The organism is Bradyrhizobium sp. B117 (genome assembly GCF_038969555.1).
Lineage (GTDB): Bacteria > Pseudomonadota > Alphaproteobacteria > Rhizobiales > Xanthobacteraceae > Bradyrhizobium.
The window spans coordinates 4,492,583-4,514,902 of record NZ_CP152414.1 but is presented as its reverse complement, the minus strand read 5'-3'; the positions used below and the strand labels follow the sequence as shown (position 1 = coordinate 4,514,902).

The 22,320-nt window shown below is 63.2% G+C and carries 19 protein-coding genes and 1 tRNA gene; 8 read left to right on the top strand and 12 right to left on the bottom strand.

Annotated features, from left to right (window positions below):
- Positions 1-18: 18 nt before the first annotated feature.
- The gene (locus AAFG16_RS22205; protein ID WP_342740538.1) at positions 19-456 is read right to left on the bottom strand and encodes a hypothetical protein; all 438 of its coding nucleotides are present in this window, start codon (positions 454-456) and stop codon (positions 19-21) included.
- Between the two features lie 47 nt (positions 457-503).
- Positions 504-3,626: an efflux RND transporter permease subunit gene (locus AAFG16_RS22200; RefSeq protein ID WP_342740537.1), complete on the bottom strand. Its 3,123-nt coding sequence runs from the start codon at positions 3,624-3,626 to the stop codon at positions 504-506.
- A gap of 713 nt (positions 3,627-4,339) precedes the next feature.
- On the opposite strand from AAFG16_RS22200, the gene AAFG16_RS22195 reads away from it, so the two are divergent.
- The 4 genes from AAFG16_RS22195 (at position 4,340) to AAFG16_RS22180 (ending at position 9,567) form a co-directional block, all read left to right on the top strand.
- A complete protein-coding gene (locus AAFG16_RS22195; protein WP_342740536.1) occupies positions 4,340-6,079 on the top strand; it encodes a hypothetical protein in 1,740 nt (579 codons plus the stop codon).
- A gap of 126 nt (positions 6,080-6,205) precedes the next feature.
- Positions 6,206-6,499 carry a hypothetical protein gene (locus tag AAFG16_RS22190; protein ID WP_342740535.1) on the top strand — a complete coding sequence of 98 codons (294 nt, stop codon included), beginning with the start codon at positions 6,206-6,208 and terminating at the stop codon, positions 6,497-6,499.
- A 1,310-nt stretch (positions 6,500-7,809) separates the two neighbouring features.
- A complete protein-coding gene (locus tag AAFG16_RS22185; protein ID WP_342740534.1) occupies positions 7,810-8,031 on the top strand; it encodes a hypothetical protein in 222 nt (73 codons plus the stop codon).
- Positions 8,032-8,199: 168 nt separating this feature from the next.
- Entirely contained in the window at positions 8,200-9,567 is a 1,368-nt protein-coding gene (locus AAFG16_RS22180) for a tyrosine-type recombinase/integrase (protein WP_342740533.1), read from the top strand.
- Positions 9,568-9,628: 61 nt separating this feature from the next.
- On the opposite strand, the gene AAFG16_RS22175 is transcribed toward AAFG16_RS22180, so the two are convergent.
- Both AAFG16_RS22175 and AAFG16_RS22170 read right to left on the bottom strand, forming a co-directional pair.
- A tRNA-Leu gene (locus AAFG16_RS22175) sits at positions 9,629-9,713 on the bottom strand.
- A 172-nt stretch (positions 9,714-9,885) separates the two neighbouring features.
- Complete coding sequence (locus AAFG16_RS22170; RefSeq protein ID WP_018647371.1) at positions 9,886-10,128, bottom strand: FliM/FliN family flagellar motor switch protein; 243 nt, start codon at positions 10,126-10,128, stop codon at positions 9,886-9,888.
- A gap of 82 nt (positions 10,129-10,210) precedes the next feature.
- Between AAFG16_RS22170 and lipB the strand changes: the two genes are divergently transcribed.
- Together lipB and AAFG16_RS22160 are read left to right on the top strand one after the other, a co-directional pair.
- On the top strand, positions 10,211-10,960 hold the full coding sequence (gene lipB / locus AAFG16_RS22165; RefSeq protein WP_283086345.1) for a lipoyl(octanoyl) transferase LipB: 750 nt from the start codon (positions 10,211-10,213) through the stop codon (positions 10,958-10,960).
- A gap of 198 nt (positions 10,961-11,158) precedes the next feature.
- Complete coding sequence (locus AAFG16_RS22160) at positions 11,159-11,872, top strand: DNA helicase (RefSeq protein WP_283086344.1); 714 nt, start codon at positions 11,159-11,161, stop codon at positions 11,870-11,872.
- 50 nt (positions 11,873-11,922) lie between these two features.
- Here the strand turns inward: AAFG16_RS22160 and AAFG16_RS22155 are convergent, their stop codons facing one another.
- Entirely contained in the window at positions 11,923-12,345 is a 423-nt protein-coding gene (locus AAFG16_RS22155; protein WP_342740531.1) for a 4-oxalocrotonate tautomerase family protein, read from the bottom strand.
- Positions 12,346-12,458: 113 nt separating this feature from the next.
- On the opposite strand from AAFG16_RS22155, the gene AAFG16_RS22150 reads away from it, so the two are divergent.
- Complete coding sequence (locus tag AAFG16_RS22150) at positions 12,459-13,313, top strand: LysR substrate-binding domain-containing protein (protein WP_342740530.1); 855 nt, start codon at positions 12,459-12,461, stop codon at positions 13,311-13,313.
- A gap of 4 nt (positions 13,314-13,317) precedes the next feature.
- Here the strand turns inward: AAFG16_RS22150 and AAFG16_RS22145 are convergent, their stop codons facing one another.
- Genes AAFG16_RS22145 through AAFG16_RS22135 form a run of 3 tightly spaced genes read right to left on the bottom strand, consistent with a single transcriptional unit; the run spans position 13,318 to position 15,990 of the window.
- Positions 13,318-14,754, bottom strand: coding sequence for a TIGR01777 family oxidoreductase (locus AAFG16_RS22145; protein ID WP_342740529.1), 1,437 nt, complete (start codon positions 14,752-14,754; stop codon positions 13,318-13,320).
- Positions 14,751-15,416, bottom strand: coding sequence for a DUF4166 domain-containing protein (locus tag AAFG16_RS22140; RefSeq protein ID WP_342740528.1), 666 nt, complete (start codon positions 15,414-15,416; stop codon positions 14,751-14,753). Before AAFG16_RS22140 ends, AAFG16_RS22145 begins: the two co-directional genes overlap by 4 nt.
- Before the next feature lie 16 nt (positions 15,417-15,432).
- A complete protein-coding gene (locus tag AAFG16_RS22135) occupies positions 15,433-15,990 on the bottom strand; it encodes a MarR family transcriptional regulator (RefSeq protein WP_027559787.1) in 558 nt (185 codons plus the stop codon).
- 152 nt (positions 15,991-16,142) lie between these two features.
- Here AAFG16_RS22135 and AAFG16_RS22130 point away from each other — a divergent pair, with 152 nt between their 5' ends.
- The gene (locus AAFG16_RS22130) at positions 16,143-17,663 is read left to right on the top strand and encodes an ATP-binding protein (protein ID WP_342740527.1); all 1,521 of its coding nucleotides are present in this window, start codon (positions 16,143-16,145) and stop codon (positions 17,661-17,663) included.
- A gap of 65 nt (positions 17,664-17,728) precedes the next feature.
- Here the strand turns inward: AAFG16_RS22130 and AAFG16_RS22125 are convergent, their stop codons facing one another.
- The 4 genes from AAFG16_RS22125 to AAFG16_RS22110 form a co-directional block, all read right to left on the bottom strand.
- Complete coding sequence (locus AAFG16_RS22125; protein WP_342740526.1) at positions 17,729-18,028, bottom strand: acylphosphatase; 300 nt, start codon at positions 18,026-18,028, stop codon at positions 17,729-17,731.
- The gene (locus tag AAFG16_RS22120) at positions 18,025-18,891 is read right to left on the bottom strand and encodes an isocitrate lyase/PEP mutase family protein (protein ID WP_342740525.1); all 867 of its coding nucleotides are present in this window, start codon (positions 18,889-18,891) and stop codon (positions 18,025-18,027) included. Before AAFG16_RS22120 ends, AAFG16_RS22125 begins: the two co-directional genes overlap by 4 nt.
- A gap of 159 nt (positions 18,892-19,050) precedes the next feature.
- Positions 19,051-21,066 (bottom strand): acetyl/propionyl/methylcrotonyl-CoA carboxylase subunit alpha, encoded by a 2,016-nt coding sequence (locus tag AAFG16_RS22115; protein WP_342740524.1) that lies wholly within the window; start codon positions 21,064-21,066, stop codon positions 19,051-19,053.
- A 172-nt stretch (positions 21,067-21,238) separates the two neighbouring features.
- Positions 21,239-22,309, bottom strand: a complete 1,071-nt coding sequence (locus tag AAFG16_RS22110; RefSeq protein ID WP_342740523.1) for a putative zinc-binding peptidase — start codon at positions 22,307-22,309, stop codon at positions 21,239-21,241.
- Positions 22,310-22,320 lie beyond the last annotated feature (11 nt).

The window sequence follows — 22,320 nt, the reverse complement described above, 5'->3', positions numbered from 1 at the left end:
TTAGGGAGAACAACCAAACTAGTGACCTACCTTTGCCTCGGCCCCGAACACTTGCGGCACTCCGGCCGCAAGCACCTTGGTGCCGACCGGCGGCCCGTCGCTCAGGTACACGTTGTCGCCCTTGATGGTGTCGATCTCGACCGGTCCGCGAACGAAGGTCAGCGGCTCGGCGCTGATGTAGACCCACGTCTTTCCGGAGAGGTCGTAGAGAACGGATGCATAGGGGACGATCAGGCGCCCCGACGGATCCGCGCGAACCTCGTCGATCAGGATACCAAGCCGTTCCGCCGCCTTCGGCGTGAGCGTTATCTTCTTGATCTTTGCGTCAATCGTGGCCTCTACTCGCGCCGGCGCCTTGTCCGTGGTTTCGGCGGCCAGAGCCCAGCCAAAGGACGTTGCAAGGATCGCAACAGACATCGCCGCCGCCGATATCGCCAATACATTGACGCGGGCCATGACCGGTCTCCCCCTCTTGATCGCAATCGAAATGAACCGCTCGGTGATCATGACGCGGACCCCAAATCGAGATCGAGCCGGTCGCGGGTCCAATCGGCGGCGAACCGCACGTAGAGCGCCGGAAGCACGAGCAGCGTTCCAAGCGTGGCCGTGACGACGCCGCCCAAAACGACAACCGCGAGGGGGTGGGCGATTTCAAGTCCTGCAACGTCGCCCATCATTGCAAACGGAAGCACCAGGACGATCGTCGCGATGGATGACGCCATGATGCTCGGCAGCTGCTCGCGAACACCGCGACGCACCAGCGCTTCACCGAACGGCTCTCCCTCGTCCAATTGCAGGTGCTGGAGATGAGCGACGAGACCGATGCCCTGCCGCACCGCCAGCGCAAGGACCGCCACCAGGCCCAACAGCGAGCCGAGCGAGAAGGTCCCCTCCTCGGTGATCGGGATCATCGCCACACCGCCCAGCATGGCGATCGGCACACCGAGCACCGACAATGCACTGAGTTTCCAACTGCGGAGCACCGCCTGCATGAGCAGGAACATCACGATCGCCGCTGCCGCCACGTAGCCATAGATTGAACGAAGGCTCGCTCGCTGTTCCCTGTATTCGCCCAATACTTCGGCCCGATGCTCGAACGGGAACGCCACCTGCTTGACGGCTCTGGCGACTTCATCTGCCACATCGCCCAGCGCCCGCTCATCCACCTTTGCCAGGACGTCGATACGGCGCGAGGCCCCCTGGCGGCGGATGATACTGGTGGCCGGAGCGACACGGACGTCGGCGACCTGATCGAGGCGAGCCTGAGACCCGTTCTCGCTGTTGATCATCAGATTCCGGATGTCTTCGATGTTGTCGCGCAGTTCCGGGCGCCCCCAGACCACCACGTCGAAAACCTTCTGTTCCTCGAACAGCGCGCCGACGGTGATGCCGCCGACGAGTGCGGAGGTTGCCCTGCGGACGTCGCCAGGCTTCAAGCCGAAATCAGCCGCGCGATCGACATCCACCTTGACCTCGATCGCGGGTTCCTCGACCTGCAGCTCGACCCGTGCGTTTTCGATGCCGGAGATCTTGGCGATCGCCGCTCGGATCTCCTCGGCCTTGGCGCGAATGACATCGAGGCTCTTGCCGTAAACCCGCACGGTGATGGAATCCGGATCCCCGGTGAGCGCCTCGCGCAGCCTGGTCGACAGATATGTCCCAACCTGCCCGCGCATTCCGGGATAGGCTGTGACGGCGGCTTCCACGGCATCGACCACGGTTTCATAATGCGCCTTGGGATCGATGTTGACCCATACGTGCCCCGTATTCACGTCGGTTGCGCGTTCGCAGTTGCAGAGCAGCGCGCGTCCGAGATTGGCGTGGGCATTCTGCACGCCCGGGATCTGCTTGAGGTCTTGGATTAAGCCCTCGGTCGATCGCATCATCGCCTGCAACGAGGTGCCTGGCGGCCCCTGCCACTCGATGAGCAGATCGGTCTCCTTGAAGCTCGGCACCATGTTTCGTTCGAGCGGAGTGATCAGCGCAAAGGATGCGATTGCCGCCGCGACACCGACGCCGATGCCTGCGATCGGCCAGCGGGTAACGGGGCCGGCCACCCGATCGAAGATTCCGGCCAAACGATCGATCGGTTCATCAACCCTCGCATCTAGCGTCGCGTTGGCGAGAAGCAGCGCCGCCAGCGCAGGGGTCAGGATTAGCGCCACCAGCATCGACACCGATACTGCGGCGATATAAGCCCAGGCCATCGGCGCAAAGAATGCCGCCGACCGGCTCTGCATGAACAGGACGGGAAGCACCGCGAGCACGACGATCAGTGATGCATAGACCATCGGCCGACGCGTTTCGAGCATCGCACGGGCGAGGACCATGAAATTCGACTGCCCGTCGCGAGCCGCGCGTAGTCTCCGCAACAGATTGTCGGCATCGAGAATGCCGTCATGAACCACCACGCCGGAAGCCATCAAGAGACCGCCGATGACCATCATGCTGAGCGAAATCCCGGCAGCTTGCAGCAGCAGCGCGGCCGAGATGAACGACAACGAGATTGCGGCCATGGCGATGACGGCACTCCTCCAGCTCCGCATCAAAAGGCCTAGCGCGGCCGCGACCAACACGACCGAAATAGCTGCGGCCTTGCTCAGGTTACGTGTCGCGCGTTCGATGAAGCTCGCAGGATGATAGATCGTCGTATTGATCTCGATGCCGGGTAATCCTGGCTTCAGCTCGTCCAGCGCGCGCTCGACGCCGCGCGTCACGTCCGATGTGTTGAAACCGGGAAACTTCTCGATGGCCAGCATCAACCCCGGCCCGTCGCCGATGATGGCATCCCCGATCAGCGCCTGATGGCCCTCAGCGAGAAAGGCCACGTCGCCGACGCGCACGGTCGTACCGCTCAGCGGCACCTTGGCGAAAGTACCTACCGTGGAGATCGGTAGCTGGTGACGAATGCTGAGCCGCTGGTTCGGCGTTTCGATGAAGCCGCCGGTACCCGGCGTGGATGAGTTCAGGTAGGTCAGCGGCGAAGACCAGACCGCCTCGCCCGTGGTCTTGATCACCTGCTCCAGCTTGACGCCCCTCTTCAACAGATTCCGCCCGTCGACAAGCACCTGCACCTGCCGCTCACGCTGCCCCCAGATCGAAACGTTCGCGACTCCGGGAACGCCGGCGAGACGCGGCGCAATGTTCCAGCGTGCCTGAATGGACATGTCGATCAACGACACGGATTTCGAGCTCAGGCCGATGTTCATGACGCGGCTGGTTGAGGACACCGGCTGCAGCATGACCGGTGGGCTGGAGACGTTCGGCAATGCGTGCGCTTGCGTCAGTCGCTCCTGCACCATCTGGCGCGCTTTCATCAGATCGGTGCCAGGCGCGAAGATCATTTCGATGGTCGAAATTCCCGCCATCGATTCCGACTGGATGAGCTGAAGCCAGGGGACGCCGTTAAGTAGGTCCGCTTCCAGCGGCACAGTAATCAGCGATTCAACTTCGGCGCTAGAGAGGCCAAGCGATTCCGTCTTCACCGTGAGCGAGGGAAGCGCGAGTTCGGGAATGACCTCTAGCGACTTCTCCCTGATGCTGACGACCCCAAGGATCAACAGGCCCGCAGCGACAGCTACAACGAGGGTGCGCAAGCGAACGCTAGAAGAAATGAGCCACAACATCTTCGCCCCCTCTTCTGACCTCTGGTTGCAATCAAACTCTAGTTGTAAGATGCAGTCCGACTGCCTGAGCCTTTTCTGGCTACTCTCTCGCTCGCAGGAAAAGACGCAGTCACCGTTCCCACGAATCCCGACGCTATATCGAGCTGCAGCTTTGGCGGCTCGACAAATCCTGGCGTGCGCTGGAGTCCCAGCATTTTACCGCGTTTGGTTGATCAGTTCCTGTGAGGCATTTTGACGCGCGCACTTCTGGATAGGAGTCCTATCAATTCGGTCAGATGGCAGTCCCATCAATTCGGTCAGGCGATACTACCCAATTGGGTATGCAGCATTACCCAATCGGATTATGTCCTCTGCCCAAACGACCGACGACTGAAAGTTGCATATCCATTTTTGTGAGGTGGGTGCCGTGCGTTCCGCTTGATTAGTTCGCTTGCGCTCGAGTGACTCGCCATCAAGCTGACTGCTATTCCCAGCACCGGTCAGAAGCTTCCGTTAACGCCTTCTTCTCTTATCTGTTGTCGACTTGACGGACAAAACACCGGCTGAGATAGTTTGGTGATGTGCGCGACATGGTTGTGAGCGATTTGCTCCGACTGTTTTGGTAAATGCAGCCTGGGATAGTAGTGAGGCCGCGCATGAATTCGGGTAAGCGAGATGAGTTCGCTGCCGGATCCGGACGGCACGTAAGGACAATCAGAGCAGTCGAGTCGACGATGGGCGGTTGGCGGCCCTTGTGCCGATTGATCGTTGGCGGCGCGCCAGTATTCTTCAGCCTCACCTTGTTTGTCCCTTCTCATGCAGCCGCTGCGGAGAACGAGGAGATCGCAATTCTCCGACGCATGCTCGGGGAACTGAAGGCGGAGAACCGCAAGCTGTCCGGGCGTCTCAGTGCGCTGGAAGGAGCGACAACGACAAAGCGCAGAGCGCCGCGTGAGCGCACGACACCCGTCGCAACCGCGGCAGCACCTGCTGCAACGGCACTGAAACCGGCGCCGCCGGCGGAGGCAACAGCCGCCGTGCTGCCTGCTCCGGATTTGTCGGAAGCCGGAGCGAAACGGCCGATGGCAGCACGCGTGACGGATCTGGAGATCGCCTGGGCAGCACAGGAGAACGCGACGCGACAGATTATCGCGGACACGCTCAACAAGACGGGACCGAAGATCAACAACTACCTCTCCCTTAGCGGTGTCGTCGAAGGGATTGCCTCGCGCACAAACAATTTCAACGGCCCCACCCAGGAAAACCTGCAGTTGGGCACAGCCGAACTCGATTTCGATATCAAGCTGAGCGACTGGCTGACCGGCGCATTGGTACTTCATTTCGACAGCGGCACCGGCGCGATATTTCCGACCGGGAACCAACCCGTCGTGCCTGGCGTCCCCGGCATCGGCGTTGATCGCTTCACGCTTGATCGGACTCACATTCTGGTCGGCGACTTGATGCAATTCCCGATAGCTGCCCGCTTCGGGGTCGAGACGCTGCATTTCGGTACGTCAACCGGCGTCGCACGTCTGGATACCCTTTCGATCGGCACCCCTCTGACGACCGAGGTGTTTGAAAACCGCCAGACGGCAGGAGGTTTGGAATTCGCCTGGCCGACCCCTCCTCTGCGACCGCTGCCCGCGCCTGTGGTCGTTCCCAAGGTCAATCCGCTGGTGGTCGCACCGGCAGTTCAGCAGATCGCGCGCTGGATGGGCTACACTCCGCCTCCTCAGCGGCCGTTCAAGCCGCTACCGGTGACCCTCCCGCTCGAGCCGGCACCCTTCTATGGCTCGGTCATGACGTACAGGGGCAGCGACAGCATCATACCCGGCCGCACCAAGATTGACGATTATAACGCTACACTTGGTTACCGCACGAGCGGCCATTGTGGCTTGCCGTATGAGCAGTTGACGACGTCGCTGATCTGTCCGTGGACCCTTGATTTCCATGTCGACTATGACACCTCCGTGTTCGAAAGCAGATTCCTGCATGCGTCCTACCTGCCATTCCTGCCGGAGATCGGACGCGTTCCCGGAGTGGCCGCGAGCGTCAAAGCCAGTTTTGGCCCGTTCGCGGTTGTTGGCGAAGTGAACGCCGCTCTTCGGTCAGCTCAGTTCATCGATGGGCTCGGCATTCCGAGGAACATGACGCCGATGACATGGCAGGCTTCGGTTGCCTACCAGTTCGATTGGAATCCATGGGTGACGGAGATTGGCGCGCAGGGTGATTTCATCTCGTTGGGATATTCCGGCAGCAAGGACATGGCTGGCGTGATGATTCTGCAAAACGGCGTGCCGACTCGAATCGGATTCGTCCCACAACACCGGCTGTTCATCACCGGCGGCGAGTGGGTGATGGACGGGCTGAAAATCGCCGTCGAATATTCCGCCAACTGGGACTATTCAACGAACGTCGGCGGCACGGGTAAGCTCGCGCATGGTGCGTTCGGACTGCTCCAGCTCAACTTTTGATCCGCCGCTCCCAGCAGCCCTGTGTCAGCGTCGAGAGACAGTCGAACACCATCCGTGCAGTCGTTCGATGCTCGATACCAGGGTTGAGTCGGGGAACGCCGCCCGCCCAACCGAAGGGAGAACTCCATGAAGGCGATTGCGCCGGGCGTATTCGGTGCCGCGCTGCTCGCGTCTGCCGCTTCCGCCGCCCCCCTCAGCGCGACGACGATCGGCTCCGCCGAAGTCTCCAACGTCGACCAGGTCGGCCTGGTCTGCAACGAGTATTATGGACGCTGCTGGCGGACCCGAGGACCGCGCTACGTGCTGCGCTATTTCTACGACCCCAGCTACTTCCCCGGCTGGGGCTACAACTACTACGCTGGCCCCGGTTACTACAATCGCCGATACGGCGGACCAAGGTTCATCATTCGCGGCTGGTAGCCAGGAAGCAAAGGGCCGCTCTCAGCGCAAGCAAGGCCAAACTCCGAGCCCCGCGTCTCCGCAATTGCTCGTCAGATCGCTCCCCTGCACGGCTCGCTATGCGATTCACATCGTCGTGACGCGTCGTAAGTGCGCTCAAGAGCGTTGAGTGCAGGATCGACTTGCCGAGACCCGATTTGGCGCGATATCTGGAATTGGCCCAAGGGCGGCCATACCTTAATCGGTCGTAATCGCAGGTGGTCAGTCACTAGGGCGATTTGACGAATTGCGAATTGCACTGCCCCGCTCTTCGGGTCGGACATAGTCCCACGTCTGGGCGGGTCGATTCGTAGCTCGCAACCGTAGCTGTTCACGCGAACCTCAGGCGGACTGTCGGAAATTGCTGACAGTCCAATGTTCTTGGCTATCGCAGTTTGGAGGAGCGGTGATCCACTGATCGCGAGTGGAACATCGGCTTGAAGTCTCTCATCCCTGCCCTCAAAAATTGTTGTCGAGCCCATCCACCGAACCGATGCGAAGTTATCCACTTCAAGGCCCGCTCAAACTGGCCGTATTGCGATTTTTCTTGGTCTCCCGGCGCACACGTCACGCACACGCCGCCCTCTAACCATCTGAAAAACCAGAACTCTCACTCCAATCCATCATAGGAGCTACAGAAAGGCACGAGTCCCGCCATTTCAACGATTTACGAGATCCTCTTAGCGGATTGAAACATTAACACGTGCCCCCGAATTAGCCGAAGTTGCACGCGTTTGTATTCGCCTTGATTTTACAGTGCACACGTAGCGCACACGAAACGGGGAGTGCACACGGGCATGGCTGCGCTTATCCAGATGCCAGCATCGATCGCAGTGAACTACCAAAGCCAAAGGCCACTGCACGGGCAAGTGCGTTCTGTGTCATCGACATTCGTGTAGGCGCATGTACGAGGTCGGCGCGCCCCCGACGTCTCAAGGCCGCAGCATTGGAAGCGCAGAAGAAGTTCTAGAGAAACTCTCAACCGTCCCAGCCAAGTCGATCAAGAGAAAATGATCGCTATCCTGTTTTTCGACTTCGCTAGCTTACGATGATTCTTGGCTCTTTCGACTATCTCACAATACTCCAAGTTTTATCTGCCTTCACTAGCGTGACTATTGAACGCCGTGGTTGAATAAATCAACGCGGCGCTCTCTCCCGACCAATCCTCCTTCGATTTCGCGGCCACCAACGCAGAAGCTGATCCTAAACGCGCAGTGGTGTGCACTCGGAATGATCGGTGTCGCGTGATGGGAAGCGCGCAGCCTGAACATTTACACGTTAGGAGAAAGGTCATGCCGCGGCGTCCGGCAAAGGTTACACAAGCAGACCTAGCTCGCGCAATCCGCGCCGCCAAGGAAGCCGGCGCGAGCGCGGTCAGCGTCGACGCAGACGGCGTTATTCGGATTGCACTGACGTCGAGCGCCGCGCCAACCAAGCCCACAACAGGTCTCGAGGAGGTATGGGTGCCATCGGAGGCGTTGCAGCGTTACCTGAAACGCACCGAAAGCGGGTGAAACGCACCTTATGCAATTGATGCGGAGTCACCGCACCGTTAGACTCCAGGCATTGGTTCATGGAGTAAGCCAATGCCTGGAACGCCACGACGCGATCCCCGCGCACCCGGGGACACGCGAATGTATCTTTACTTCGACTATTCCCCGCTCGGCGCGCTGCGCTGGTACGTGAAGGTGAGCCGCAAGGGTCGGCGGGTCGGGATCAGAGAGCGATATGGCACCGAGGCCTTCGATGCCGCCTATGATGCGGCGGTCGCGGCGCTCGGAGGAGTGATGCGTAAACGGCGAACCGAACCCGATCCGTTGGTACAGCCGGAACGTCGCTATGTGCTGGCCGATCGCTCTCAGCGCGGACAGACGCGCTATTATGTCCAGCTTCGCAACGGATTGCCGAAGATCAGGATCAAGGCGGAGTTCGGCACCAGGGCATTCGACGACGAGTGCGACGCGGCCATTATTTCGCAGATCGCGCTTTATGGCGATACGACCGATTACGTCAACGCGCAGAAGCAGCGCAGTGAGCCGCGTCCCGAACTGCCGACAGAGCCGCCGAAGCCTCAGACCCTGCGCTGGTACTGGACGCTTTACAAACATAGCGACCATTGGCTGGGCGACCTTGCCGTCGGCGAGCGAGGTCTGTCGGAGTCGACGCGGCTCCAGCGCACCGGGTTGATCGAGTCGCTCCTGCCCGAGAACGGCGAGAAGCCGTTTGGGGTGCTGACACGTAAGGTCATCAAGGCGGAGATGAAGGCGCGCACGCCGTCGCAAGCGGGCAATCTGTTGTCGGCGCTGCGCGGCATGATTCGCTGGATGATCGATGAAGGCCATCTCGACGAGGACGACGATCCGACGATCGGACTGAAGTCCGGCAAGGCGAAGGCGAGCCGCGAGAGCGGCGGCTTCGTGCCCTGGACGGAAGAGGACATGGCGCTCTATCGCACGAAGTGGCCGCTCGGCACCGAGGCGCGGCTGATGTTCGATATTCTGCACCATACTTTCCTGCGGCTGGGAGACGCGCACCGCTTCGGGCCGCCGCATCTACGACAGATCGTGCGCAAGATGGCGGTACAGATCGCAACCGAAAAAAGCCGTGGCAACACGACCGTCACGGTGCCGGTGCATCCGGAGTTTGCGGAGAGCCTCCGCGCGGCGCGCGCGGCCGGGATCGTCGGCGCGGAGGTGTTCACCGGGAAGTTCGTGAAGGGCCGCGTGCTGCCGATGAACAAAAAGGCCTGGGCGATGAAGTTCAAGAAGTACGCGGTCCTGGCCGGGGTCAACGAGCCCAAGAAAAGCTGCCATGGGGTCCGTAAGGCGCGGGCCGAGGTGGCCGCTTACGCCGACTGCACCGAGAGCCAGATGATGGCGATGTTCGGCTGGACCGATCCGAAAATGCCGGCGCACTACATCGCGCAGGCGAACCGGGAGAAGCTCGGCATGAGCGGCATGGCGTGGCGTTCGATCAGAGCCAGTCGCTGGATGAATTCATACCGGTACCCGACGCGAACAGGGCCGGAACGTCGGTCGAGAACAGAGTAGTAACTTTGCGTAGTAATTTTGGAAGAAAAACGCCATAATTTCAATATATTAGGCGTGGGTATGGTGCGCTCGGAGGGACTCGAACCCCCACGATTTTACTCACTGCCACCTCAAGGCAGCGCGTCTACCAGTTCCGCCACGAGCGCTTGGGAATGCCGGCTTGAGGCTTGAAGGCCCGCCGCATCAACGGCGCCGATCTAACAAATCCATCAGTGGGGTACAAGTCTGCCGACGCCCTGAATTCCACAAGCTTGGGACAAAAATGTTCCGTCCCTGCCCGACCGGCCGGCTACCCCGGGCCCCGCGGTGCCCCGGGCCCTACCGGGTCCCGGGCGAGCGCGGCAGCATCTGCTTGACCTCGACCGCGATCCGGTTGCGGTCGACCAGCACGACGCCGGAGGCCACCGGCAGATTGTTGGCGAGAACCTTGACCTCGTCGGCCTCGGTTGCGTCCAGCTCGATGATGGCGCCGCGGGAAAGACGTAATACTTGATGGATTGGCATGGTGGTCGTCCCGAGGACGACCATGAGATCCACGGTGACTTTATCGAGAGTGGGCACTGTCAGGACCGCCGCAACTTGGGACTGAGGCCAAAGGGCTTGGCATTTGCTCCCGCGATGATCACCACGTTATGGTTAGCCAATGGTTAATTCGCCTCAAATCCCTCGCCAAAACCAACGTCAAGAGCTCGATTTGACGTCGTTTTCCGCCTCAGGCGGTGAGCCCGTCGAATGGCGAATCTCGGACGCGCCGGTGCCCTATCCGGACGCCGTCGCCGAAATGGAGGCGCGCGTTGCCGCCATCGCGGCAGGCGAGGCGCCGGAGCAGGTTTGGCTGCTCGAGCACCCCCCGCTCTACACCTCGGGCACTTCGGGCAAGGAAAGCGACCTGCTCGATCCCCGATTCCCGACCTTCGCGACGGGGCGCGGCGGGCAGCTCACCTATCACGGGCCCGGCCAGCGGGTTGCCTACATCATGCTCGACCTCAAGCGCCGCCGGCCGGACGTACGGGCCTATGTCGCCAGCCTGGAGGAGCTGATCCTGAAGACGCTCGCCGCCTTCAACGTCCGCGGCGAGCGGCGCGAGGACCGGGTCGGCGTCTGGGTGAAGCGGCCCGACAAAGGGAGCGAGCACGAAGACAAGATCGCGGCGATCGGCGTGCGGCTGAAGCGCTGGGTCTCGTTCCACGGCATCGCCATCAATGTCGAGCCGGAGCTGTCGCATTTCGCTGGCATTGTTCCTTGCGGCGTCGCCGATCCCCGCTATGGCGTGACCTCGCTGGTCGATCTCGGCCAGCTCGTAACCATGGCCGATGTCGACATCGCGCTTCGGCAGGCGTTCGAGGAGCTGTTCGGGCCGACCAAAGCGTTGGTGCCGGAAACAGCTGTCTAACAGTTTCTGTTCGAACCTGACCGCGCGTGGTCTCCGCACGCCACGGAATCGGCTATGCTCGATTCCGGCGCCGCCCACGCCTCCCCCCTCCGCCGGGAAAGCAGACATCATGCCGGGCGACTCAACATCGGACCGACTATTCGAGCGCCAGGCATAAGGAGGGATTGCGCTTTCTGCTCGCAATGGGAGGTTTTGACGATGAAATTGTCTACGCCGATCTATCATCTGAAGCGTAAAGCAAAACGCCTGTCGCGCGAGCAAGGCGTTCCGCTCCATGATGCGCTTGACCGCATCGCCGCGACGGAAGGGTTTTCAGCCTGGAGCATGCTCGCGGCGAAGGCGGCCGCGATGACTCCGGCCAACAAGTTGTTCCCACAATTCCAGCCTGGCGACCTCGTGCTGGTCGGCGCGCGTCCCGGCCAGGGCAAGACGCTGATGAGCCTCGAGCTCGCCGTGGAGGCGATGAAGTCGGGCCATCGCGCCGCGTTCTTCTCGCTCGAATATACCGAGAAGGATGTGCTGGATCGCCTGCGCGCGATCGGCGTGGGGCCGACGCAGTTCGCGGACATGCTCGAGGTCGACTGCTCCGACGTCATCAGCGCCGATTACGTGGTGAAGCAGATGGCGACGGCTCCTCGCGGCACAATCGTCGTGATCGATTATCTGCAACTGCTCGACCAGCGGCGGGAAAACCCCGATCTCGCCGTTCAGGTGCGCGCGCTGAAATCCTTCGCGCGCGACAAGGGATTGATCGTCGTCTTCATCTCGCAGATCGACCGGTCCTACGATCCCTCCATCAAGCCCTGCCCCGATCTCAGCGACGTCAGGCTGCCGAACCCGCTGGACCTGACGCTGTTCGACAAGACGTGCTTCATCAACAACGCCGAAGTTCAGTTCCGCGCGGCGAGCTGATCCAACCGACGCGGGCCGCGGGTGAGACGGCTCACCCGCGGCTTGCGGCGTCACGCCGCTTTCAGTGAAACCTCGAGCTTGCCCGCGATGTAGCGCCGCTCCTGAGTGAGGCCGCCAAAACCGTAGGCGTCGCCCTTGACTTCGTCGACATGCAGATAGGTCTCGGGATGCAGCGGGCCCAGAATTTCGGCCATGCGCTTGAACATCGCGGCGAGATAGGCCGCCTTCTCGTCCTTCGTGTTGGTGCCCTCGGTGACGTGGATGTCGATCCAGTAGCTTGCGAGCTTCTGCTCGGCGAGCGACTTGCCGCCGGCGAACCAGTCGCCCGCATCGACCGACTTCACGATGATGGCGGTGACCGCGGGATCCTTGTGCAGGATCTTTGCGGTGAGCTCCGAGACGGCGCTCGCAATGTCGGCCTTCAGCGACGGGGACTGGCGGGATGACGTGTAGGATACGGTGATCAGGGGCATGGTCGTTCTCCTCGAGATGTCGCGCAGGTCTTGCGCGGCGTTGATGACAAGCTAGACCTTCCCCTGTCATTTTGATACCTTATCTCTGTTGATACCAGTGATAACCATCCAAAATGACAGCAACACTCGACATCGCCACCGTCCAGGCCTTCCTGCTGGTCGCTGACCTCCAGAGCTTTACGCGCGCCGCCGAGGCACTCGGCACGACGCAGGCGGCGGTCAGCCTCAAGCTTCAGAGGCTGGAAACGCTGCTTGGAAAACGCCTCGTCGAACGCTCGCCGCGCGCGGTCCGGCTCACCGCCGACGGCGCCAGCTTCCTCGATCGCGCCCGCGCGCTGATGGCAGCGCATGACCGAGCCCTGTCGGGCGAAGCGCCGCCCGCGCAATCGCTCTCGCTCGGCATTTCCGACCACGCGGCGGGCCCGGAGCTCGTGCCGCTGCTCGAACGCCTGCACGCGATGTCGTCAAATCTCACCCTCGCCGTCACCATCGGCTTCTCGCGCGAGATGCAGGATGCCTATGACGCAGGCGAGCTCGATGCGGTGATCGTCCGACAGGAAGGCAGCCGCCGCGGCGGCGAAAAGCTGGCCGAGGACGAGTTCGGCTGGTTCGCCGCACGGCGCTTCGCCCTGCCGAAGGGCGAGCCGCTGCCACTCGCGACACTCGCCCCGCCCTGCGGCGTCCGTGCGATCGCCGTGCGCGCGCTCGACAAGGCCGGCCTCTCCTGGCGCGAGCGTTTTGTCGGCGGCGGCGTCACGGCAGTGGTTGCGGCAGCCCTCGCAGGATTTGCGATCGCACCGCTGGCGCGGCGGATTGCGCCGCCCGGATTGGTCGATATCGGCCCTGCGCACAGGCTGCCGAAGCTCGGCAGCTCGAAAGTGATGCTGCATTCAAAGGTCAGCGATCCCGCAAAACTGGCGGCGTTGCGCGCGGTGGCGGCGACGTTCCGAAGTGTGGCAGCCACCTGACGCCTCACAAGATCGCTTCGAACGCGCTGCGCAGCGTTTCGTGCCGGAAGACAAAACCGCGGCTCAGCGCCTTGTTCGGCAGCACACGCTGACCGCCCAGCAGAAGCTCGTCGGCGAAGCCGCCGCCGATCCGGCGCAACAGGCCTCCCGGAATGCGGAACACAGCGGGCCGGTGCAGGCGGCGGCCGAGCTCTTCGGTGAACTTTGCGTTGGTGACGGGGATCGGCGCGGTGGCGTTGACGGGCCCAGCGAGATCTGGCGTCGCCATCACATAGGCGATCAGCCGGATCAAATCGTCGCGCTCGATCCAGGACATCCACTGCCGCCCGGTGCCGAGTGGACCGCCGAGGCCGAACTCGAACGGCGTCAGCATCCGCGTGATGAAGCCGCCTTCGGTGCCGAGCACGAGACCGATGCGCAAGTACACCACCCGCACGCCAAGCTCCTCGGCCGGCCGCGCCGCCTTCTCCCAGGCCGCGCACAGCTCGTGGCTGAAGCAGGCGTGCGACTTCGCCGACTCCGTCAGCACCTGATCGGCCCACAGGCCGTACCAGCCGATCGCGGAGCCGCTGACGAGCACCTCGGGCTTGCGCTCGAGCCGCGCGATCAGTTTGATGACTTCACCGGTCATGTCGATCCGAGAGCTGATGATCTTCGCGCGCTTCGCCTCGGTCCACAGGCCGTTGCCGATCGGCTCTCCCGCGAGATTGACGATGGCGTCGATTGGCGTGTCCGCGGCAAGCTGATCGAGGCTGGTGATCAGCGTGACCGGCGGCGGCAACATCTCGGCCTTGGCCGGGTTACGGATCAGCGCGATGACGTGATGCCCTGCCCCACTGAGGCCCGCCGCAAGGCGGCTGCCGATGAAGCCCGTCGCGCCCGATATCAGCACGGTCTTGCGGCCGGGGAGCTTCTCGACGAGTCCTTCCGCGGGAACGCTTCGCATGCGGCCGAGCCGCCGCATCGCCGCAAAATCCCTGATGCCGCAGAGCGACGCACCGACCGCGCAGGCGGTCGCTGCGATGCTGAGCAGGCCCTGATAGACGACCATCACGCCGAACGGCTGCATCGCCCAGTCGATCAGCACCGGCAGCAGCAACACCAGGATCGCGCCGTAATTGATCGCGAGCAGCGTGTGATTGATGCGCTCGCTCGGCGGCAGTTTGCGGCTCAAATCCTCCTCGACGAAATCCATCAGCGTGATGACGATCTCGGCGACCAGCACAGCGATGATCAGCAGCGCCAGCACGCCATAGACTTCCAGCCAGCCGAGCAGCAGGAACAGCAGCGCGTAGAGCATGTTGCGGATGCCGTGCAGCTTCAATTCGAACCGCTGCGACGGACGCCAGGCCAGGCGCTCGGTGAATTCGTGGTGATAGAAGGTGTCGAACACGCCCATCACGATCTGGATGGCGATGAGCGTCCACAACAGCGGGGTCATGATACGGCCTCCCTGAACACGGCGGACTGATGGATCAGCGCGCCGTAACGCGGATGAATGACATCGAGGGTGAAGCGGAACGCGCCCTCGCCGAGATCGCTGTGCGTCACGGTGAGATCGCCCGGCGTGAGCCATCGCGGCAGCGGGATCCACAGACGCCCAAGCTGCAACCCGTAACCAGCGCTGCGGAACGTCAGCGCCTGTCCCTCGACCGCGATACGGAGCGCCATCGAGACGCCGAAGCCGACATATTCCTCGAGCCCGGTCGGGCCGGCGAAGCGTTTTGCCGAATGGATCACCTGCGGAAAGCCGCGCTTGCGCGCGCAGATGCGCGTCCAGGTCTGACCACCGGTCGCGCCGTCCTCGGTAACCGTCACGATCATGGGCACGCCGGTGTCGCGCCCCGTGGGCAGCGGCCCGCCGATCAGGCGCGCGACTTGTGCGAACCACCAGCCGATGTCGCTGAAGGCGACCTCGTCGACGACGCCGACATAGACGACGCTGTCGCCGTCAGCGACGCGCTTGGAGAAGCGCCGCCAGGTCGCGAGCGGCAGGCGGCCCCAATCCTCGTCCGACAGCAGCGTGCGGAAGCGGCGATCGTCGAGCAGTTTGGTGTGAGTGGAGGTTGGTACGTTGGAGCCTGATAATCTCGCCGACGTCATCGCAACCTCCTCACCCCTATTTGGCCTTGCCCAGCGGCAGCAGGTTGGCGATCTTCTCGCCAAGCCGCATCAAGGCGACCAGCCGCGGCCGCGGCACCTTCAGCATCTGCATGAACCAGTGATCGGCGAGCTCGGTGAAGGCGAGCATCTCCTTCAGCCGTTTGCTCGCGACCGGACTGATGGTCGGATCATCCGTCGCATCGGATACGCAGGCCCTGAGCGCGACGATGGCCGGATCGATCTCCCGCTCCTTGCGTCGCGCCGCGATGCGGGCGGCGACCTCCCAGATGTCGGTCTCGGCCTCGTAATGGTCGCGGCGGTCGCCGAGGATCGGCACCCGCCGGATCAGGTTCCAGGCGAGCAGCTCCTTGAGCGAGTTGGAGACATTGGACCGCGCCATGCCGAGCGTGTCGGCGATGTCCTCGGCCGTCATCGGCGCCTCGGCCAGATAGAGCAGCCCGTGGATCTGGCTGACCGAGCGATTGACGCCCCACCCGTCCCCCATGTCGCCCCAATGCAGGATGAAGCGCTCGACGGCGGCAGGAAGTTTCTTTTTTCCGGTTATTTCTGTCATAACAGAAATATCTGATGAGCGCGATTGATTGTCAAGTGCGCCAGCCCGCTGATATCCCTGCATACGCACCGCGAGATTTGCCTAAAAATGGTCCAGGCGCGGGAACAATTCGCAGCCTGTGGCGTTTGCCCCGGTTCAGGCAGGGTCCCGGAATGGTCAAAAAACTCAGTCAGCAGAGAGACTTGTTCGAGAGCGAGCGCAGTTTCCGGCTGTTGGTTGAAGGAGTCGCGGACTACGCCCTGTATATGCTGGACCCCAATGGGATCATCACCAGCTGGAACATCGGCGGCGAGCGCATCAAGGGCTATTCGCCCGCTGAGATCCTCGGCCAGCACTTTTCCCGCTTCTACACCGAGGCCGACCGGGCCAACGGCAAGCCCGCCCGAGCGCTCGGCATCGCCAGGGAAAAGGGCCGTTACGAGGAGGAAGGCTGGCGCGTCCGCAAGGACGGCACGTTCTTTTGGGCCAGCGTCGTGATCGATCCGATCTACGAGGGTGGCGAGCTGGTCGGCTTCGCCAAGATCACGCGCGACATCACCGAGCGCCGCAACACGCAGCTCAAGCTCGAGGCAATGCAGAAGCAGCTCGCCGAGTCCCAGAAATTCGATGCGCTCGGCCAGCTCACCGGCGGCGTCGCCCACGACTTCAACAACCTCCTGATGATCATCAGCGGCAGCCTCCACGTGCTGAAGCGGGGGGCCGATAACGAGGCCAAGCTCAAGCGCGCGATCTCGGCCATCGAGACCGCGACCAAGCGTGGCGCGGCGCTGACCAACCAGCTCCTCACCTTCGCGCGGCGGCAGAGTGTCAATCCGCAGGCGATCGATTTCGCCGACCGCATCGCCGCGATCCGCGAGGTCCTCGATGCCGGCGTCGGCAGCTCGGTGCGTCTGACCTACGAAGTCAGCCGCGACATCTGGCCGATCAAGGCCGACGTCTCGGAACTCGAGACCGCGCTGCTCAATCTCGTCATCAATGCCCGCGACGCGATGCCCGACGGCGGCACGGTAACGATCAGTGCGCGCAATGTCGTGCTGGACGAGGCGTCCCTCACCGGCGAATTCGTCGCGATCGACATCGCCGACACCGGGCTCGGCATTCCCTCGGACGTCCTCGACAAGATTTTCGAGCCGTTCTTCACGACCAAGCCGATCGGCAAGGGCACCGGCCTCGGCCTGTCCCAGGTGCACGGCTTTGCTCACCAGGCCGGCGGCACGGTGAAAGTCGCAAGCGAGCTCGGCAAGGGTACGACCTTCACCATCCTCCTGCCGCGCGGGGAAAAGGCGCCAGCGCGCGAGACGACGGGACCTGCGCCGTTCCGCGGCAGCGGCACCGTGTTGCTGGTCGAGGACAATCCGGACGTCGCGCTCGTCAGCATCGGCCTTCTGGAGCAGCTCGGCTACCAGGTACGGCGGGTCCCCGATGCCGAAGCCGCATTGCGCGAGATCGAGCAGAACGGCGTCGATTTCGTGTTCTCTGACATCGTGATGCCCGGCAAGATGGACGGGCTCAGTCTCGCCCATCATCTGCGCCAGATCCGCCCCGGCCTGCCGATTCTGCTCGCCACCGGCTATAGCGACGTCGCCGCCGGTGTGCGCGGCGATTTCCCGATCCTGCGCAAGCCGTACGAGATCCACGAGCTGAGCGAGGCGATTTCGAAGCTGCCGAGGTAGCTCTTCACCTCTCCCCGTAAGAACGGGGCGAGGGAGCGCACCGCCCGCGGGGCGAGAGAACGCACCTACGCTGTCGGCAACACCGAGAACTTTTCCCCTACCCCGCGCAAGTTCAGCTCGTCGGCACTCGCGGTCTCACTCGTCACGCTGTCCACACGCGCCGACGGTGGCCCGTGCCGACATAGCGCGACCATGTCGGCGACGCGCGTCGGCGCTCCCGCGAACAGCGCTTCCACGCTGCCGTCGCGGCGATTACGGACCCAGCCTTCGAGGCCGCTGGCGGTGGCCTGGTACTCGACCCAGGCGCGATAGCCGACGCCCTGCACGCGCCCGCGGATCATGACCTGGAGGATCGCCCGGCTCATTTTTTCAGCCCGAGAAGATCGGCGCTACGCGCTTTTACCTCGGCGTCGCGCATGACGCGATTGGTCAGCTCTGCTGACGGCAACCCCTTGAGCGCCTTCGGTACCGTGCCCTCGCGCAGCGCCTTCTGCGTCTCGTAGACGGCCTGCGTCGCCGCCGCGATCGGCGCATGCCCCTGGAGCGCGATGCGCACGCGCTGGCCGGCAAGATAATCGAGCGCGTTCAAGTCCTCGGGCGCGCCGCCGAGCACGAGCGGCAGATGCGTCGAAGCCGCAATCGCCTCCAGCTCGGCGCGCGACTTGATGCCGGTAAAGAACAGCGCATCGACACCGGCGGCCTCATAGGCCTGCGCGCGGCGGATCGCATCGTCGAGCGAGCTGATCGAGGCAGCTCCGGTGCGGCCCATGATCACCAGCGAGGCATCGCTGCGGCCGTCCAGAGCGGCCTTCATCTTGCCCACGCCCTCCTCCAGTGAAATCAGCTGCGTCTTCGTCTCGCCAAAGGCGGCCGGCAGCAGCGTGTCCTCGATGGTGAGGCCGGCGGCGCCCGCGGTCTCCAGCTCCTGCACCGTGCGGCGGACGTTGAGCGCATTGCCATAGCCGTGATCGGCATCGACGAGCACGGGGAGCGCCGCGGCGCGCGACATCCGCCGCATCTGCTCGGCAAGCTCGGTGAGCGTGATCAGCGTGACATCGGGGTCGCCGAGCACCGCAAGCGATGCAACCGAACCACCGAACATGCCGAGGGGAAAGCCGAGATCCTCGGCGATGCGGATCGAGATCGCGTCATAGACCGAGCCTGGATGGATGCACGCCGAGCTCGACAGGATCGAACGCAGTTTCTCGCGGCGGGAACGAAAGGCCATGGGTGCCCTCTAAATCATTGCGACGCAGCCGCAACATACTCCGTCATTGCGAGCGAAGCGAAGCAATCCAGAAATGCATCCGCGGAGGCAGTCTGGATTGCTTCGTCGCTACGCTCCTCGCAATGACGGCGTTTGTGGCCCCACCGGGCCCATTCACGCTTACGCAAACTCCAAAATCAGCGCGTCCACCGCGAGCGTCGCGCCGGCACTGGCGTGGATCTTCTTCACGGTGCCGTCCTGTTCGGCGCGGAGCACGTTCTGCATCTTCATGGCTTCGACGACCGCAAGCGTCTCGCCAGCCTTGACCTCCTGCCCCTCGGTCACCGCGATCGAGACCACGAGGCCGGGCATCGGGCACAGCAGCTTCTTGCCAGTATCGGAGGCCGCAGTCACCGGCATCAGCCGGGCCGAAGCGGCTTCCGCTTCGGTCCAGACATAGACCGGCACCTCGACGCCCTGATGCGCGAGGCGGATGCCGTTGGCAATGGGCCGCGCCTGCACCGCCACGAAATGGCCGTCGATGGTGCCCTGCCAGACCGGATCGCCCGGCTTCCACGGCGATTGCAGCAGATGAACGTTGCCGGCCTTGCCCTCGGCATCGATGAAGCGGATCGCGATGGCATCGCCCTCGCGGCCGACCTCGAGCAATATCTCCTGGCGGTCGAGCCAGACCGCGCGGCGGCGCTCGCGCTGCACGACGCGGCCGCCGAGCTGGCCGGAAATCTGCCGCTTACGCTCCCCGAGCACGTGGTCGATGGCGGCGCCGACCGCAGCGATCCGCCGCGCGACCTCGCCTTCCGGCACGCGCACCGCAAAACCCTTGGGGAATTCCTCGGCGATGAAGCCGGTCGACAGCCGGCCCTCGCGCCAGCGCGGATGATGCATCAGCGCCGCCAGGAACGGGATGTTGTGCCTGATGCCGTCGACATAGAACGAGTCCAGCGCGGTGGCCTGCGCCTCGATCGCGGCCGCGCGCGAGGGCGCGTGGGTGACGAGCTTGGCGATCATCGGATCGTAATGAATCGAGATCTCGCCGCCCTCCTGCACGCCGGTGTCGTTGCGGATGGTGATGCCGTCATGGCTGGCTTCCGCCGGGGGCCGATACTTCACGAGGCGCCCGATCGAGGGCAGGAAGTTGCGGAACGGGTCTTCGGCATAGAGCCGCGACTCCACCGCCCAACCCGTCAGCGTGACGTCCTTCTGCGTGATGGCGAGCTTCTCGCCGGCGGCAACGCGGATCATCTGCTCGACGAGGTCGATCCCGGTGACGAGCTCGGTGACGGGATGTTCGACCTGAAGACGCGTGTTCATCTCCAGGAAGTAGAAGCTCTTGTCCTGGCCTGCGACGAACTCGACCGTGCCGGCGGAATCGTAATTCACGGCCTTCGCCAGCGCGACCGCCTGCTCGCCCATCTTGCGGCGCGTAGCCTCGTCGAGCAGCGGCGACGGCGCCTCCTCGATGACCTTCTGGTTGCGGCGCTGGATCGAGCATTCGCGTTCGCCGAGATAGATGACGTTGCCATGCTTGTCGCCCAGCACCTGGATCTCGATGTGGCGGGGATCGACGATGAACTTTTCGACGAAGACGCGGTCGTCGCCGAACGAAGCCTTGGCCTCGGCCTTGGCGAGATTGAAACCTTCGGCGACCTCGGCCTTCGAATGCGCGATGCGCATGCCCTTACCGCCACCGCCGGCGGAGGCCTTGATCATGACGGGATAGCCGATCTCGTCGGCGATCCGCACCGCGTGCTTGTCGTCCTCGATGACGCCGAGATAGCCCGGCACGGTCGAAACCTTGGCCTTCGCGGCCGCCTTCTTGGATTCGATCTTGTCGCCCATGGCCGCGATGGCGCCCGGGTTGGGTCCGATGAAGACGATGCCGGCGGCCTCCAGCGCGCGCGGAAACGCCTCGCGCTCGGACAGGAAGCCGTAGCCGGGATGCACGGCCTGCGCGCCGGTCTTTCGGCAGGCCTCGACGATCTTCTCGATCACCAGATAGCTCTCGGCCGCCGCGGGCGGCCCAATCAGCACGGCCTCGTCGGCCATCTCGACATGGAGGGCGTCGCGGTCGGCCTCGGAATAGACCGCAACCGTCTGAATTCCCATCTTGCGGGCAGTCTTGATGACCCGGCAGGCGATTTCGCCGCGATTGGCGATCAGAATGCGTTTGAACATGCTTTTCTTGAGTCTCGACCTTGGGCGGGACCCTTCCCTGGCCGTTGGGACCTATGGACGGGCCGTGTGCCTCCCGTGGTACATTAAAATGGGCCGGAGGCAACGGTCTAAATCCGGCCCCTCTGGCGTACCAGCACAAGACCGAAACGGGTCTGGCGCCCGCTGGGGCTGCCTACGGCTTGCTGGCCTTCGCTACGCCGCGGACGAGGCTCTGAACGAAGCCCAGCTTGGCGACCACGGCCGGCGACAGGATGAACGGATAGAGGTCGCGCAGACCCATGGCGCGGTTGACGCTGTTCATGGCGAAGGTGAAGGGCAGCCATGCATTGACGAGCGCCTCGACATCCCTGGCCTCGTAGGGGTTGAAGCGGATGCGCGCCGTCAATTCCCCGTCGCGGTCGACCTTGGGGCGTACCTCCATGCCGAACTCGGCGGCCATCTCCAGGGTGTCGACGATATGGAGATAGTGCGCCCAGGTCTCCGCAAAGTCTTCCCACGGATGCGTGGTGGCATAGGCCGAGACGTAGTTCTGCTGCCAGTCCGCCGGCGCGCCTTCGGCATAGTGGCGCTGCAGCGCCTCACCGTAATCGGCGGAATCGTTGCCGAACACCGCGCGGTATTCCTCGAGCTTGCCGCCGTCGCGCACCAGCACGTCCCAGAAATAGTGTCCGACTTCGTGGCGGAAGTGCCCGAGCAGCGTGCGGTAGGGCTCACCCATCTCCAGCCGCCGCCGCTCACGCTCGATATCGTCGGCCTCGGTCAGCGCGATCGTGATCAGGCCATTGTCATGACCGGTCATGATCCTCGTGCCGCTGTTCGGATCGTCGGCGAGAAAGTTGAAGATCAACCCGTGCTCAGGGTTTTCCTGGCGGGTCTGAAGCGGCAGCTTCCAGCGGATCAAGGAATAGAACAGCCGGTGTTTTGCGATTTCCAGCTCGCGCCACCCGGCAAGCTGCGCCGGATCGGAGAGGTCAGGCACGATGCCGTTGTGGCGGCAGGCGCGGCAGAAGCCGGTGGTATCGCCCCCATCCGTCAGCCAGTTGCAGGCGTCGTACGCGGCATTGCTGCAGAGCATGCGGCTTTCGCCCTTGTCGGCCAGTATCTTCCAGCCGTCTCCGTCCGGCTCGATCGCCGACATCGTCTCCTTCTCCGGCAGAAAGGCGACCCGGTGGCCGCAGCGTTCGCAGGCGCGGTTCTCGAAATAGAGGACGTTGCCGCAGTCCTGGCAGACAAAGAGCTTCAAGATTTAGCCTC

Coding starts and splice junctions, on each gene's coding strand:
- AAFG16_RS22205 (WP_342740538.1), bottom strand. CDS start 456: ATGGCCCGCGTCAATGTATTGGCGATATCGGCGGCGGCGATGTCTGTT.
- AAFG16_RS22200 (WP_342740537.1), bottom strand. CDS start 3,626: ATGTTGTGGCTCATTTCTTCTAGCGTTCGCTTGCGCACCCTCGTTGTA.
- AAFG16_RS22195 (WP_342740536.1), top strand. CDS start 4,340: ATGGGCGGTTGGCGGCCCTTGTGCCGATTGATCGTTGGCGGCGCGCCA.
- AAFG16_RS22190 (WP_342740535.1), top strand. CDS start 6,206: ATGAAGGCGATTGCGCCGGGCGTATTCGGTGCCGCGCTGCTCGCGTCT.
- AAFG16_RS22185 (WP_342740534.1), top strand. CDS start 7,810: ATGCCGCGGCGTCCGGCAAAGGTTACACAAGCAGACCTAGCTCGCGCA.
- lipB (WP_283086345.1), top strand. CDS start 10,211: ATGGTTAATTCGCCTCAAATCCCTCGCCAAAACCAACGTCAAGAGCTC.
- AAFG16_RS22160 (WP_283086344.1), top strand. CDS start 11,159: ATGAAATTGTCTACGCCGATCTATCATCTGAAGCGTAAAGCAAAACGC.
- AAFG16_RS22155 (WP_342740531.1), bottom strand. CDS start 12,345: ATGCCCCTGATCACCGTATCCTACACGTCATCCCGCCAGTCCCCGTCG.
- AAFG16_RS22150 (WP_342740530.1), top strand. CDS start 12,459: ATGACAGCAACACTCGACATCGCCACCGTCCAGGCCTTCCTGCTGGTC.
- AAFG16_RS22145 (WP_342740529.1), bottom strand. CDS start 14,754: ATGACCCCGCTGTTGTGGACGCTCATCGCCATCCAGATCGTGATGGGC.
- AAFG16_RS22140 (WP_342740528.1), bottom strand. CDS start 15,416: ATGACGTCGGCGAGATTATCAGGCTCCAACGTACCAACCTCCACTCAC.
- AAFG16_RS22135 (WP_027559787.1), bottom strand. CDS start 15,990: ATGACAGAAATAACCGGAAAAAAGAAACTTCCTGCCGCCGTCGAGCGC.
- AAFG16_RS22130 (WP_342740527.1), top strand. CDS start 16,143: ATGGTCAAAAAACTCAGTCAGCAGAGAGACTTGTTCGAGAGCGAGCGC.
- AAFG16_RS22125 (WP_342740526.1), bottom strand. CDS start 18,028: ATGAGCCGGGCGATCCTCCAGGTCATGATCCGCGGGCGCGTGCAGGGC.
- AAFG16_RS22120 (WP_342740525.1), bottom strand. CDS start 18,891: ATGGCCTTTCGTTCCCGCCGCGAGAAACTGCGTTCGATCCTGTCGAGC.
- AAFG16_RS22115 (WP_342740524.1), bottom strand. CDS start 21,066: ATGTTCAAACGCATTCTGATCGCCAATCGCGGCGAAATCGCCTGCCGG.